General features: G+C 66.9%; 13 protein-coding genes and 3 pseudogenes. 3 read left to right on the plus strand and 13 right to left on the minus strand.

From position 1 onward, the window contains the following. Window positions 1-81: 81 nt before the first annotated feature. The 4 genes from prmC to LRS09_RS06745 all read right to left on the minus strand — a co-directional run bounded on the left by prmC (window position 82) and on the right by LRS09_RS06745 (window position 5,901). Window positions 82-939 (minus strand): peptide chain release factor N(5)-glutamine methyltransferase, encoded by an 858-nt coding sequence (gene prmC, locus LRS09_RS06730; RefSeq protein ID WP_257805021.1) that lies wholly within the window; start codon window positions 937-939, stop codon window positions 82-84. A gap of 256 nt (window positions 940-1,195) precedes the next feature. Beyond that, complete coding sequence (gene prfA, locus LRS09_RS06735; RefSeq protein ID WP_257805022.1) at window positions 1,196-2,272, minus strand: peptide chain release factor 1; 1,077 nt, start codon at window positions 2,270-2,272, stop codon at window positions 1,196-1,198. An 8-nt stretch (window positions 2,273-2,280) separates the two neighbouring features. Next, window positions 2,281-4,551: a phosphoenolpyruvate--protein phosphotransferase gene (ptsP, locus tag LRS09_RS06740; protein WP_257805023.1), complete on the minus strand. Its 2,271-nt coding sequence runs from the start codon at window positions 4,549-4,551 to the stop codon at window positions 2,281-2,283. 75 nt (window positions 4,552-4,626) lie between these two features. Further along, window positions 4,627-5,901, minus strand: coding sequence for an aspartate kinase (locus LRS09_RS06745; RefSeq protein ID WP_257805024.1), 1,275 nt, complete (start codon window positions 5,899-5,901; stop codon window positions 4,627-4,629). A gap of 228 nt (window positions 5,902-6,129) precedes the next feature. Between LRS09_RS06745 and LRS09_RS06750 the strand changes: the two genes are divergently transcribed. Further along, window positions 6,130-6,822, plus strand: coding sequence for a gamma-glutamylcyclotransferase (locus tag LRS09_RS06750; protein WP_257805025.1), 693 nt, complete (start codon window positions 6,130-6,132; stop codon window positions 6,820-6,822). Here LRS09_RS06750 and LRS09_RS06755 read toward each other — a convergent pair. Next, window positions 6,812-7,573, minus strand: coding sequence for an ABC transporter permease (locus LRS09_RS06755; protein ID WP_257805026.1), 762 nt, complete (start codon window positions 7,571-7,573; stop codon window positions 6,812-6,814). The genes LRS09_RS06750 and LRS09_RS06755 overlap by 11 nt on opposite strands. Beyond that, window positions 7,570-8,496: an ABC transporter ATP-binding protein gene (locus LRS09_RS06760; protein ID WP_257805027.1), complete on the minus strand. Its 927-nt coding sequence runs from the start codon at window positions 8,494-8,496 to the stop codon at window positions 7,570-7,572. Before LRS09_RS06760 ends, LRS09_RS06755 begins: the two co-directional genes overlap by 4 nt. A gap of 224 nt (window positions 8,497-8,720) precedes the next feature. On the opposite strand from LRS09_RS06760, the pseudogene ubiG reads away from it, so the two are divergent. Next, a pseudogene (ubiG, locus tag LRS09_RS06765) lies at window positions 8,721-9,472 on the plus strand (bifunctional 2-polyprenyl-6-hydroxyphenol methylase/3-demethylubiquinol 3-O-methyltransferase UbiG). Between the two features lie 61 nt (window positions 9,473-9,533). Here ubiG and LRS09_RS06770 read toward each other — a convergent pair. The 6 genes and pseudogenes from LRS09_RS06770 to LRS09_RS06795 form a co-directional block, all read right to left on the minus strand. Then, window positions 9,534-9,947, minus strand: a complete 414-nt coding sequence (locus LRS09_RS06770) for a type II toxin-antitoxin system VapC family toxin (protein ID WP_257805028.1) — start codon at window positions 9,945-9,947, stop codon at window positions 9,534-9,536. Continuing rightward, window positions 9,944-10,193: pseudogene (locus LRS09_RS06775) on the minus strand (plasmid stabilization protein). Before LRS09_RS06775 ends, LRS09_RS06770 begins: the two are co-directional and overlap by 4 nt. 112 nt (window positions 10,194-10,305) lie before the next feature. Beyond that, window positions 10,306-10,731 (minus strand): DUF1178 family protein, encoded by a 426-nt coding sequence (locus LRS09_RS06780; protein WP_257805029.1) that lies wholly within the window; start codon window positions 10,729-10,731, stop codon window positions 10,306-10,308. Next, window positions 10,728-11,585, minus strand: a complete 858-nt coding sequence (locus LRS09_RS06785) for a carbon-nitrogen hydrolase family protein (protein WP_257805030.1) — start codon at window positions 11,583-11,585, stop codon at window positions 10,728-10,730. Before LRS09_RS06785 ends, LRS09_RS06780 begins: the two co-directional genes overlap by 4 nt. Window positions 11,586-11,596: 11 nt before the next feature. Beyond that, window positions 11,597-11,854 (minus strand): glutaredoxin 3, encoded by a 258-nt coding sequence (gene grxC / locus LRS09_RS06790; RefSeq protein WP_257805031.1) that lies wholly within the window; start codon window positions 11,852-11,854, stop codon window positions 11,597-11,599. A gap of 30 nt (window positions 11,855-11,884) precedes the next feature. Beyond that, window positions 11,885-12,658 (minus strand): ComF family protein, encoded by a 774-nt coding sequence (locus tag LRS09_RS06795; RefSeq protein ID WP_257805032.1) that lies wholly within the window; start codon window positions 12,656-12,658, stop codon window positions 11,885-11,887. Between the two features lie 97 nt (window positions 12,659-12,755). On the opposite strand from LRS09_RS06795, the pseudogene LRS09_RS06800 reads away from it, so the two are divergent. Further along, window positions 12,756-13,629 (plus strand): annotated as a pseudogene (locus tag LRS09_RS06800) (methyltransferase domain-containing protein). A gap of 12 nt (window positions 13,630-13,641) precedes the next feature. On the opposite strand, the gene LRS09_RS06805 reads toward LRS09_RS06800, so the two are convergent. Further along, window positions 13,642-13,812 carry a Flp family type IVb pilin gene (locus LRS09_RS06805; protein WP_257805033.1) on the minus strand — a complete coding sequence of 57 codons (171 nt, stop codon included), beginning with the start codon at window positions 13,810-13,812 and terminating at the stop codon, window positions 13,642-13,644. Window positions 13,813-13,866: the final 54 nt, after the last annotated feature.

The following is a 13,866-nucleotide window of genomic DNA, read 5'->3' on the forward strand; positions in this document are numbered from 1 at the left end:
AACGGCACTGCCTGCTACGTCTTGTCCGGTGACAGAAACGTAGCGACATTCCATTGGGATGCAAGCCTTTTCTTGCGCGGGTCATTGTCGCAGGAAGAAGAGCGCCCGCTCGTGGCCGCCGAGATCGCGGCGCGAGCCGGCCTGGCGAAAGCCCCGTTCCGCAAAGATGCCGGCTACATCCGGCCCTTGCCCGGCGCCGATCTCGACCATGACCGCGCCGCCGGGCGCGAGGTGCCCTCCGGCGTCGCGCGCGATGATTCGATAGGGCCCCAGCCCGTCCGCCCCGCCGTCGAGCGCGCGCAGCGGATCGAACGAGCGAACCTCGGCTGCGAGCGACGCGATCTCCGCCGACGGAATGTAGGGCGGATTGGAGACGATCAGGTCGAATGTCCCCTCGACGCCGCCGAACCAGTCCGACAGCACGAACTCCACCCGCTCCGACAGGCCGAGCGCTTTGGCATTGGCCTTCGCCGTCTCCAGCGCGCCGGGTGCGATGTCGGTCGCGACGGCGATAGCGCGGGGCTCCGCCGAAAGTATCGCCAGCGGAATTGCCCCGGTGCCGGTGCCGAGGTCGAGAACGCGGCAGACGCCGCGTTCGACGCAGACCGACGTCACAAAGGGCAGTGCCAGGTCCACCAGAGCCTCGGTATCCGGTCGCGGCTCCAGCGTGTCGGGTGAGAGCGACAGGCGCAGCCCGTAGAACTCGCGCGCGCCAAGGATGCGATGCACCGGCTCCCCCGCCGTCCGCCGCTCCAGCGCGGTCGCCAGCTTTTCGGTGATCTCCGCCGCGAACTCCATCTCCGGCCGCGCCAGGAGATCGGTGCGGGTCGTGCCGGTCAGCTCCTCTACGAGAATCCGCGCATCCAGCGCGGCATCGGCGATCCCCGCCTCGGCAAGCGCCGCGCGGGCGATGCGGTGGAGCGCGGCAAGGGTGGTCATGAGCTTCGCCAGCCAGCGCAGGTCGACAGGCAGCTGGACGGCCCGATACCCCCCTCCGGCCTGCCGGCCATCTCCCCCTCAAGGGGGGAGATTCTCCCTCGAATCGGCTTTCGCCAAACTCCGAGGCTGAAGAGAAGGCGACGCGGCCAAAGCTTCCAATCTCCCCCTTGAGGGGGAGATGGCCGGCAGGCCAGAGGGGGGGTCATCAGACGCGAGGACATCTCCAAATAGTCGGTCGCGATGCGGGCCACCCCGCTCAATTCGTCCCGAACTCCGCCAGCAGCTTCGACTGGTGGTCGGCCGTCAGCGCGTCGATGATTTCATCGAGATCGCCCTCCATCACCCGGTCGAGCTTGTAGAGCGTCAGGTTTATGCGGTGGTCGGTCAGCCGCCCCTGCGGGAAATTGTAGGTGCGGATGCGCTCCGACCGGTCGCCGGAGCCGACCTGCGTCCTGCGCGATTCCGAACGTTCCGAATCCGCCTTGCTGCGCTGCAGATCGTAGAGCTTGGCGCGCAGGATCTGAAAGGCCTTGGCGCGGTTCTGATGCTGCGAGCGGCCGGCCTGCAGCAAGACGATCCCGGTCGGAATATGCGTTATGCGCACCGAGGAATCGGTGGTGTTGGCGTGCTGGCCGCCGGCGCTCGACGCGCGCAGGGTTTCCAGCCGAACGTCTTCCGGCTTGATTTCGACGTCGACCTCTTCCGCCTCCGGCAGCACCGCCACGGTTGCGGCCGACGTGTGGATGCGTCCCTGCGTCTCGGTGTCGGGCACGCGCTGGACCCGGTGCACGCCCGATTCGAACTTCAGCGCCGCGAACACGCCGCGCCCGGAGATCGAGGCGATGATTTCCTTGTAGCCGCCCTTCTCGCCCTCGCTCGCGGAATCCAGCTCGACTTTCCAGCCCTTGGATGCGGCATAGCGCTCGTACATGCGGAACAGATCACCGGCAAAGAGCGCCGCCTCGTCGCCGCCGGTGCCGGCACGGATTTCGAGGATGGCGCTGCGCTCGTCCGCCATGTCGCGCGGCAGGAGCAGGATCTGGATCGCCTTCTCCAGCCGCTCGATCCGCTCGTTCACCTCGTCGATCTCGGCCTCGGCAAGCTCGCGCATCTCCTTGTCGGTCGCGGCATCCGCAAGCATCGCCTCGATACCGGCCTTGTCGGCCTCGGCCTTGCGCAGTTCGCGCACCTTCAATGCCATGTCCTGAATCTCGGCATATTCCGACGAGAGCTTGACATAGGCGTCCGGGTCGACGCCGGCCGCCATCTGGGCCTCCAGCATCTCATAGCGCTTGACGACCTGGTTCAGTCGTTCCGTGGGCAATTCGGTCATGGTTTGGCTCAGAGCGGGACGCCGTTTTCCGCGGCGAAGGCCTGCAGGTCGCGACGAAGATTGCGGAAGGCGCCTCCGGAGGCGAGCGCGGCGGACAGGAGCTCCTCGAGCCGGCCGACCTGAAGCTCGCACAGCATCGCCTTGACGGGGCCGATCGCGGCCGGCGACATCGAGATCGACCGGTAGCCGAGCCCGATCAGCGTCATGGCGGAGATCGGCCGCCCGGCAAGTTCGCCGCACAGCGTCACCGGCGTGTTGGCGCGGGCGCCGGCATCGGCGATCTGCTTGAGGACACGCAGGAACGGCACCGACAGCGGATCGAAACGATCCGACAGCTGCGCATTGCCGCGATCGGTCGCCATCACGAACTGGAACAGGTCGTTCGAGCCGACCGAGACGAAATCCACCGCCTCCATCAGCTCGTCGAGCTGCCACAGCAGCGCCGGCACCTCGACCATCGCCCCGACCTTCAGCGTCGTGGGCAGCAGATAGGCGTGGCGCGACAGGTGCCGCACCTCCCGGTCGATGATCTCGCGCGCCTGCGTGATCTCGCCCAGTTCCGTCACCATCGGCAGCATGACGCGCAGTTCTCCCCCGCCGGCCGCGCGCAGCAGCGCGCGCACCTGGGTGCGCAGCAGGCCCGGCCGGTCGAGCGTCAGGCGGATCGCGCGCCAGCCGAGCGCCGGGTTCTCCTCCTGCGCGGCGCCGCGGAAATAGGGCAGCACCTTGTCGCCGCCGATGTCGATGGTGCGGAAGGTGACGGGCTTGCCCTTCGCCGAATCGAGCACGTCGCGATAAAGCCTTTCCTGCGCCTCCGCGCGGGGGAAGGTCGCCGCGACCATAAACTGCAGCTCGGTTCGGAACAGACCGATGCCCGCCGCGCCCGATTCGGCGAGCTGCGGCAGGTCGACCGCGAGCCCCGCATTCATCATCAGGTCGACATGCACGCCGTCCTTCGAGACCGACGGCCTGTCGCGCAGCTCGCGGTAGAGCTCCTGCCGGCGAGCGCGGAAGCGCACCTTCTCGGCATAGGCCGCCTCGACGTCGGGCTGCGGCCGCAACTGCACGGTGCCGTCCTCGCCGTCGACGATGATGGCATCGCCGTTCTCGGACATCGACACCACGCCCTTGAGCTGCCCCGCGACCGGGATACCCATCGCGCGCGCGACGATCACCACATGGCTGGTGATCGAGCCCTCCTCCAGCACCAGGCCGCGCAGCTTCTCGCGCGGATAGTCGAGCAGTTCCGCCGCGCCCATCTGCCGCGCGACGACGATGGCGTCCTTCGGCAGGGTCGCAGCGACCATCTCAGGCCCCCGCCCCATCAGCTGCCGCAGCAGCCGGTTGGCGAGGTCGTCGAAATCGCTCATCCGCTCGCGCAGATAGGGGTCGGTCATGTGCGTCATGCGCGCCCGCATGTCGCTCTGCACCTTCTCCACCGCCGCCTCGGACGACAGGCCGTTGTGGATCGCCTCCTCCAGACGGCGCACCCAGCCGCGGTCATGGGCAAACATGCGATAGGCCTCGAGCACCGCGCGGTGCTCGCCCTCGAAGGCCACCTCGCGGCGGGACATCATGTCGTCGATCGACAGCCTGAGCGAGCCGAGCGCCGCGTCGAGACGCTTCAGCTCCTCCTCGATGTCCTCGTTGAACAGGTTGGTGACGACGATGCGCGGCTCGTGCAGCACGACATGGCCGAGCCCGACGCCGTCGTTGAAGGCCAGGCCCCTGAAGCTCGCCGGTCGCGTCAGGTCCAGCTCCATGCCGGGCCTGATCAGCCGCGCGAGATCGCCCGCCGCGATCATCTCGGCGATCACCATCGCGATCGTCTCGAGCGCCTCGACCTCGTCGTCCCGATAGATGCGCTTGGTCTTGTTCTGAACGACCAGCACGCCCAGCGTGCGGCCGGCGCGCAGCACAGGCACGCCGAGGAAGGAGTTGTAGATCTCCTCGCCCGTCTCCGGCAGGTAGGCGAAGGCCGGGTGGTTCTGTGCGTCGGAGAGGTTCAGCGCCCTGGCGCTGGCGGCGATCGTGCCAACAAGACCCTGCCCGAGGCGCAGCTGCGCCAGGTGCACCGAGCCGGGGTTCAGGCCTTCCGTCGCATAGAGCTCGAGCACCGAATCGGCCCGCAGCACGTAGAGCGAGCAGACCTCCGCCACCATGTTCTTCGCGATCTCGCGCACGATGCGGTCGAGGCGCGTTTGCGGATCGAGCGCCTCCGCCATCAGCTCGCGGAGCCGTCTCAGAAGCGCGCGCGGACCGGGCACGTGATCGGGCATGTCAGGACTCCAACGGGCAACCGCGCCGGACGCCTCCCGCGCCGACGCGATCAGACCCGCATCGATCTTTTCAGACTACTGCTTATCCAGACCGTAGACGGAATGCAAAGTCCGAACGGCGAGTTCGGTATAGGGCCCGTCGATCAGGATGGAGATCTTGATCTCCGACGTGGTGATCGCACGGATGTTGATCCCCTTCTCGGCCAGCGCCTTGAAGGCGGTCGCGGCGACGCCCGCATGGCTCCTCATCCCGATGCCGATTACCGACACCTTCGACATGCCGTCGTCGTGCTGGACGACGTCGAAACCGACCGTCTCGCGCACCTTGTCGAGGATCGCCAGCGCCTTGGCGACGTCGCCCTGCGGCACGGTGAAGGTCATGTCGGTGCGCGAGCCGTCCTCGGAGATGTTCTGGACGATCATGTCGACATTGATGCCGCCCTCCGCGAGCGGCCCGAAGATGCCGCCGGCGACGCCGGGACGGTCCGCGACGCGGCGGAGCGAAATCTGCGCCTCATCCTTGGCGTAGGCGATACCGGTGACGACCTGCTGTTCCACGATTTCATCCTCGTCGCAAATGAGGGTTCCGGGCGGGTTGAGAAGATCGCCCATGCCCGGAGCATCCGGATCTTCGAAGGAGGAGCGCACGAAGGTGCGCACCTTGTGCACCATGGCGAGCTCGACCGAACGCACCTGCAGCACCTTTGCGCCGAGCGAGGCCATCTCCAGCATCTCCTCGAAGGAGATCTTGGCAAGCCGGCGCGCCTTGGGCTCGATGCGCGGGTCGGTCGTGTAGACCCCGTCGACGTCGGTGTAGATGTCGCAGCGGTCCGCCTTCACGGCAGCGGCGATGGCCACCGCGCTGGTGTCCGAGCCGCCGCGCCCGAGCGTGGCGATGCGCCCGTCCGGCGCTATGCCCTGGAAGCCGGCGACCACGGCGACCTGGCCCTGGCCGAATCGCTGGATCAGCTTCGAGCCGTCGATATCGGCGATGCGCGCCGCGCCGTGCGAGCTGTCGGTGGTGATCGGGATCTGCCAGCCCTGCCAGGAGCGCGCATCGACGCCGATCGACTGCAATGCGATGGCGAGAAGCCCCGCAGTCACCTGCTCGCCCGACGCCACGACAGCGTCGTATTCGCGCGCGTCGTAGAAGGGGGCGTTGGAGCCTGCGACCTTGGGCATGTTCTGCACCCAGGCCACGAGCTCGTTGGTCTTGCCCGACATGGCGGAGACGACGACGGCGACCTCGTGGCCGGCGTCGACCTCGCGTTTGACGTGCCGCGCCACATTGTGGATGCGGTCGAGGTCGGCGACGGAGGTTCCGCCGAACTTCATCACGATGCGCGCCATGGCGGTCGAAAGGTCCTGATTCCGGCCGTGCTGCCAGGCGCGGCTCTCTATGGTTGGGGCGCCGCACTCCTCCCCGGACCGCGGCGCGCGGCTTCCTTAGCCAAATCGCCTCCGATCCGCAAGGCGAGCGGGCACGGCCGTCTGGCGCGCGATCGGAACGCGATGATATGCTGCGCGCGAGCGGCTTCAGATGGTCGGGTGGCGATGGATAGGAACGCGAAACGGCAGATGCGGCTGAGCCGGGACCATGTCGCGAAAGTGACTCGCCAAATGCCCGATCCCGGCATCCACCTCCTGCCCGGCTTCGTGCCTGCGACCGACGCCGACTACGACCGCGTCGTCGCGGAGATTATCGCCGGCGCACCAAATGACGGCTTCTGGGTCTTCGCCTACGGCTCGCTGATCTGGAACCCCGACTTCGACTTCACCGAGCAGCGCAAGGCGGTGGCGCGCGGCTGGCGGCGGCGCTTCTGCCTCGGCTGGGATTATCGCTGGCGCGGCAATCGCGAGCAGCCGGGGCTGATGCTGGCGCTCGACCGCGGCGGCCAGTGCAACGGCGTCATCTTCCGCCTGCCCGACGCCGCGATCGAGGCGAACATGCATCGCCTGATCCGCCGTGAGATGAGCATGGTGCCGAGCGCCTTCCCGCCGCGCTGGATACAGGTCGAGACGCCGGAGGGGCCGCTAAAGGCGCTCACCTTCGCGATGAACCGCAACAGCGGCCGCTATATCGGCACGCTGGACGACGAGGCCACCGCCGACGTGCTCGCGACCGCTTGCGGCTTCCGCGGCTCGATGGCGGAATATCTCCATGCCACGGTGAGCCACCTGGACATGCTGGGAATCCGCGACCGCCATCTCTGGCGGCTGCAGGAGATGGTCGCCGAACGGCTGGAACGTGAGATGCCCGTCAGTTCTTGAGCCTGTAGCCCGTCCGGAACATCCAGCCGGTAACGGCGAGGCACCCGACAAGGAAGAGCACGGTCATCGCGAGGCTCGTCCAGACGTTCACGTCCGCCGCCCCGACGAAGCTCCAGCGGAAGCCGCTGACCAGATAGACCACCGGGTTGAACAGCGACACGGCCTCCCAGAACGGCGGTAGCATCTCGATCGAGTAAAAGGTTCCGCCGAGGAAGGCGAGCGGCATGACGATGAGCAGCGGGATCAGCTGCAGCTTCTCGAACCCGTCGGCCCAGATGCCGATGATGAAGCCGAACAGGCTGAACGAGAACGAGGTCAGCACCAGGAACAGCAGCATGACGAGCGGGTGCTCTATCCTGAGCGGCACGAAGAAGGCGGCCGTTGCAAGGATCACGAGGCCGATGATCACCGACTTGGTGGCGGCCGCGCCGACATAGGCGGCGACGATCTCGAGATGGGAAACGGGCGCCGACAGCAGTTCATAGATGGTGCCGGTGAACTTCGGGAAATAGATGCCGAAGGACGCATTCGAGATCGACAGTGTCAGGATCGACATCATGATCAGTCCCGGCACGATGAACGCGCCGTAGCTGACGCCGCCGATCTCCGGGATGCGGGAGCCGATCGCCGCGCCGAACACCACGAAATAGAGCGCGGTCGAGATCACCGGGGAAACGATGGACTGGAGTATGGTGCGGAAGGTGCGCGCCATCTCAAATTTGTAGATCGCCTGGACAGCACGAAGGTTCATGTGCGGGCCTCCAGAAGGCCGACGAATATCTCTTCCAGCGTGCTTTGCCGGGTCTCCAGGTCGCGGATCGCGATGCCTTCCCGGGCAAGGTCGAGGAACAATGCGTTGATGCCTGTCCGGTCTGCGGTGGCGTCGTAGGTCGAGACGATCGCGTCGCCGCCATCTGCAAGGTGCAGCCCCTGCGAGGAGAGAGACGGCGGCAGTTCCGTCAGCGGCTCGCGCAGCTCGATGCGCAGCTGCTTCTTGCCGAGCGTGCGCATCAGCACGTCCTTGTCCTCGACCAGGATGATCTCGCCCTTGGAGATGATGCCGACGCGGTCGGCCATCTCCTGCGCCTCCTCGATGTAATGCGTGGTCAGGATGATGGTGACGCCGGTGTCGCGCAGGCCGCGCACCATCGCCCACATGTCGCGGCGCAGTTCGACGTCCACCCCGGCTGTCGGCTCGTCGAGGAAGAGGACCTCCGGCTCGTGGGCCAGCGCCTTGGCGATGAGGACGCGCCGCTTCATGCCGCCGGACAGCGTCATCACCTTCTCCTTGCGCTTGTCCCAGAGCGACAGCGATCTCAGCACTTTCTCGATGTGGGCCGGATCGGCCGGCTTGCCGAACAGCCCGCGGCTGAAGGAGACGGTGGCGAAGACGGATTCGAAGGCGTCGATCGAAAGCTCCTGCGGCACGAGCCCGATCATGGAGCGCGTCTTGCGATAGTCGCCGACGATGTCGTGCCCGCCGACCGTCACGCTGCCGGTGCCGGGATTGACGAGACCGCACACGATGTTGATCAGCGTCGTCTTGCCGGCTCCGTTCGGCCCCAGCAGGGCGAATATCTCGCCTCTGCGCACGTCGAGACTGACGCTCTTCAGTGCCTCGAAGCCGTTGGCATAGGTCTTCGACAGATTGGAGATCGAGATGATCGGCTGCATCGGTGACGGCTTTTCTGAATCGGAGCGTCGGATGTCGGATATAGGCCGAATGGCGGCTCGTCCCAACCTGACCGAAACGATAGCTGACAGGCCCTGACAGCCGTTCGGTTGCGCCGCCGGCGAACCGTAGCAAGCCCTGGCACCCCTCTCCCGACCGGAACCAACCGCCTTGACATCGAAGCCTCATCGCCCGACTTGTGTGGCCGAAGAGGGAGATGAACGACATGGCCGAAGCCCGACGCACGACCATCGACGCCGACGAAGTGGAACGCTTCTCCCGCATGGCGGCGGAATGGTGGGATCCGAACGGCAAGTTCCGCCCGCTGCACAAGTTCAACCCGGTCCGTCTCGCCTACATCCGCGACAAGGTCGCCGAGCGATTCGGCCGTGATCCGCGCGCGCCGCACCCCTTCGAGGGCCTGCGCATCCTCGACATCGGCTGCGGCGGCGGCCTCCTGTGCGAGCCGATGGCGCGATTGGGCGCCGAGGTCGTCGGGGCCGACGCATCCGCCACCAACATCGAAGTGGCGAAGCTGCATGGCGTGGAGAGCGGCCTGACCATCGACTACCGCGCCACGACCGCCGAGGCGCTCGCCGACGAGGGCGAGAAGTTCGACGTGATCCTGAACATGGAAGTGGTCGAGCACGTTGCCGACGTCGACCTGTTCCTCGCCAAATGCGGGCAGATGGTGAAGCCGGGCGGGCTGATGTTCGTCGCCACGATCAACCGCACGCTGAAGGCGCTGGGGCTCGCGATCATCGGCGCGGAATACGTGCTGCGCTGGCTGCCGCGCGGCACCCACCAGTTCGGCAAGCTCGTGCGCCCCGACGAGCTGGAATCCGGCCTGGGCAAGGCCGGCCTCACCATCATCGACCGCACTGGCGTCGTCTACACCCCCTCGGCGACCGCTGGCAGCGCTCGAAGGACATGGACGTCAACTACATGGTGCTGGCGGAACGGCCTCAGCCTAGCTAGCGATTATCCTTGCAATTCTGGAGTGGCGCTCCCGATTTGCTAGGTTGGCGACAGCGTGTCCCTACTCGGTCCACGGATTGATCAGGTCGAGGCCGCAATGCTCGAAATGGGCAATATTGCGGGTCGCGAGCCGTCCGCCGTGGATGCGGGCAATCGCGGCGATCATGCCGTCCATCGATTGCATCCCGCGGCCACGACGAGCCGCGTCGCCCATCATTTCGCCGTAGACGAGCGCTGCTTCCTCGGTGAACGGGAAGATCCGACCCGTGAAGCGACGTCGCCACTCAGCAAGACCGAGTGAAAGGCGCCGTGCGCGCTGTTCCGGACTGATTTTCGAGATGCCGAAGGAAATCTCGGCAATCACGACGGTCGAAAGCACGAGTTCCACATCATGTCGCGTAAGCCAACCCAGCACTGCCGGACTTGGCTCCGGTCGGAGGTCCTCGGAAACGACGTTCGTGTCGAGGAAGATCAAAGGTCGATGCCTGGATGAGGCTTCCGGCCTTCCTTGATGACCTCTTCAAGGTCGATGTCGACGCCGTATTGTTCGGCTATCCGCCTATAGAAAATCTCCGCCGGCTCGCGGCCCGTGGATTTGAGATCGTAGTCCTCCAAGGCGCGCTCCACGATGCTGGCGACGGTGCAGGTTCTCGCGCCGCGCGAGACGATGGGCAATCTCGCTCGCCTTGGCGCTTCGGACGGAAAGCTGTCGTTCGGCCATAAGTGACCTCCATAGCTGCTCGTCGAAAAGATAAAGCCGATGCCGGCTGCCATCAAGATGGCAGCTGATGGCTGGCCGTCAGCTGCCCGGCTGAGACCGGACAAGGCGATCGTCAGTTCCTGTCGTCCGGAAACACCGGCAGCGGCATGAATTCCACGCCGTCCTCGATCAGGCCACGTGCTTCCTCGGGCGTCGCCTCGCCGTAGATGCCGCGCGCCTCGGTCTCGCCGAAATGGATCTTCCGCGCTTCCTCGGCGAACTTGTCGCCGACGTTCTCGGCGTTCTCGCGCACCTGCCTCGACATTTCCTTCAGCGCCGCCATCAGCTTCTTCTGCTCGGCGTTCGCCGCAAGCGCCATCTTTTCCTTCTTGCGGCCGGTCGAGACGGCCGGCGCCATCAGCGACTTCGACACCTTGTGCGAGCCGCAGACCGGGCATTCGACGAAGCCGCGCTTCGACTGCGTGTCGTAGTCGGCATTGTCGCGGAACCAGCCCTCGAATTCGTGGGCCTGGTCGCAGTGGAGGGAGAAGCGGATCACGATGCGGCTTTCAGGGCAGGTTCGGGACGCGCGACCTCGACCGAGAATTCGCGCGCATTCTTCAGGTTCGGGATCTTCTTGCGCGCCTCGGCGGAGGCGGCCGTGTCGATCTCGGCATAGATAATGCCGGGCTCGGCGTGGTCGGCCTCGGCGACGACGCGCCCCCACGGGTCGACGATGAGCGAATGGCCGTAGGTCTCTCGGCCGTCCTCATGCGTGCCGCCCTGCGCGGCGGAGATTACCCATGCGCCGTTCTCGATGGCGCGGGCGCGCAAAAGCACGTGCCAGTGCGCCTCGCCGGTCTGGCGGGTGAAGGCGGCCGGCGTGGTCAGCACCTCTGCCCCGGTCAGCGCCTGGGCGCGGAAGAGCTGCGGAAAACGCAGGTCGTAGCACACCGCCATGCCGAGATTGGCGAAGGGTAGCTCGGCCACCACGGTGCGCCCGCCAGGCTGGTAGGTTGCCGATTCGCGCCAGCTCTCGCCATTGTCGAGGTCGACGTCGAACATGTGGATCTTGTCGTAGGTTGCGATGTCCGCGCCATCCGGACCGACCAGGAACCCGCGGTTGGCGATCCTGTCGCCGGCCGCGATCGCCGTCGAACCGACATGGATGTAGACGCCGAGTTCGCGCGCCAGCCGACGCGCGGCCGACGCGATAAGATCGCCCGCATCGTCCCTGAGCGACGCCCTGAGCGCTGCGCGGTCGCGCATCAGCGCGCCGGTCATCTCCGGCGTCTGGATGTAGGCCGCGCCATTCGCAGCCGCCTCGCGCACCATAGTCTCGAAGGTCTCGGCGTTCCTCTCGACCGAGGTACCCGACCGCATCTGGACGGCGGCTGCCTTGAAGATCGTCATGTCGCGGCTCCTCAGGCGGCCAGCAGCGGGTCGAGCCTGCCGCTGCGGTCGAGCTCGTAGAGATCGTCGCAGCCGCCGACATGCGTCTCGCCGATGAAGATCTGCGGGAAGGTCGAGCGGCCGTTCGCGCGCTGGATCATCTCCTGGCGCAGCTCCGGCGAGTAGGTCGCGTCGTGCTCCTGGAAGTCGACGCCCTTCTCCTTCAGCAGCCGTTTCGCCGCGGCGCAGTAGCCGCAGAAATCACGCGTGTAGATCGTAACCTGTGCCATGTTCCGTCCAGCCTTCGCCGTCGATGCCAACTATATAGTGTCGTCTTCTTCGGGCCGGAAGTCCCCCGGCAGAACACGCGCGAAGGTGAGCACGTCGACATGCGCCGCCTTTGCCCTGCGCAGCGCCTTCGCCACTGCCGAAACGGTCGCGCCGGTGGTGTAGACGTCGTCCACGACAAGGATGCGCCGGCCGGCCACCTCGATCTCGCGCTCCGCCGCCACCTTGAAGGCGCCGCGCACATTGTCCTCCCGCTGGCGCAGGCCGAGGCCCACCTGCTGGCGCGTCGGCTTCACGCGGTTGAGCACGTCGGGCGAGAACGGCACGCCCGACAGTCGCGAGATCGCCCGCGCCAGCTCCGCCGACTGGTTGAAGCGGCGCGACAGGAAGCGCATGCGATGCAGCGGCACCGGCACGATAAGGTCCGCGCCGGGCAGCAGTTCGCGCCCCGCCCGCACCATCCAGCGCGCCATCCAGGGCGCGAGGTCGGTGCGGTCTCCATATTTCAGCCCGTGCACCATGCGCCGCGCAATGCCGCCATGGGCGACGGCTGCCCGCGCGCGGTCGAAGGGCGGCGGATTGGCGATCGCGTCGGCCGACAGCATGCCCGGCCCCATCTCATGGCTGAACGGCGTGCCCATCACCTCGCACCAGGGCTGCTCGAGAAAGCGCAGGCCCCGCCAGCATTCGCCGCACAGCGCGCCGGGCTGGCTGACGAGGCGGCGGCATCCCGCGCAGGCCGGCGGGAACAGAAGCCGCGCCGACATCGACGCGGCCCGTGCCGCGAGGCTCTTGATCTCCTGCATCCGATCGGCCACCTGAGAGACGACACAGGCTAGCATGCGATGGGCCTGCCGCAAGGGCAGTCGCCCACCACCCCAGCCAGAAGCCCGGACCGCGCCCTTGGAACCGATTATCGACACCGATCTCGCAACGCGGCGCAAGCTGCGCGCGGCGGCGCTGCCCGTGGCGGGCGCCGACTTCCTGCTGACCCGGGCGGCCGAGGATCTCGCCGATCGGCTGGCCACGGTCGCACGCCGCTTCCCGCGCGCCGTCACGCTGTTCTCGCCCGGCGGCGCGGCCGCGCCGCGCGCTCTTGGCGAGCGGCAAGGTGGACGAGGTGCGGGAGATCGTCGCCGATCCCGCACTCGCCGGTTCCGGCGAACCCCTGCTCGGCGTCGCCGAGACGCTGCCGCTTGAACCCGCTTCACTCGACCTCGTCGCCTCGCTGATGGCGCTGCATGAGGCGAACGACCTGCCCGGCCTGCTGATCCAGGCGCGCCGCGCGCTGAAGCCTGACGGACTGTTCCTCGCCGCCTTCCCCGGCGCCGGCACGCTGGCAGAGCTGCGCGACAGCCTGCTGGCCGCCGAAACCGAGCTGACCGGCGGCGCCAGCCCGCGTGTCCTGCCCTTCACCGATGTCAGGGACGCCGGCGCCCTCCTCCAGCGCGCCGGCTTCGCGCTGCCGGTCGCGGACATCGAGACGGTGGTCGTGCGCTACGATTCGATGTTCGCCCTGATGCGCGACCTGCGCGCGATGGGAGCGACGAACCCGCTCCTGGCGCGGCTGCGCAGGCCGACCGGCAAGGCGCTGTTCCTGCGCGCGGCCGAAATCTACGCGGAGCGGCATTCGGACCCCGACGGGCGCATCCGCGCCACCTTCGCGACCATCTGGCTGTCGGGCTGGGCGCCGGACGCGTCGCAGCAGAAGCCGCTCAAGCCCGGATCGGCGAAGATGTCGCTGGCGAAGGCGCTGGGCGACGAGTCGGCCGGCTGAGCGCCTAACTGACTACTGCGTCGGCGTGTCGTCGAGGAATTTGGCGATTTCGAGGAACCGCACTTCCATCCTGTTGCCGAAATGTGTGATCCCGCCAACGATCACCAGCGACAGGCAGACGAGGATCATGCCGTATTCGACGGCGGTGGCTCCGCTGCGATCTTTCAGAAAACGGCTCAACATCTTCGACACCCCGCCGACCCTCTCGAAACACCGTAGTCGAAGCCGATTAAGAAA

Source organism: Mesorhizobium sp. J428, from assembly GCF_024699925.1.
Taxonomy (GTDB): domain Bacteria; phylum Pseudomonadota; class Alphaproteobacteria; order Rhizobiales; family Rhizobiaceae; genus Mesorhizobium_A.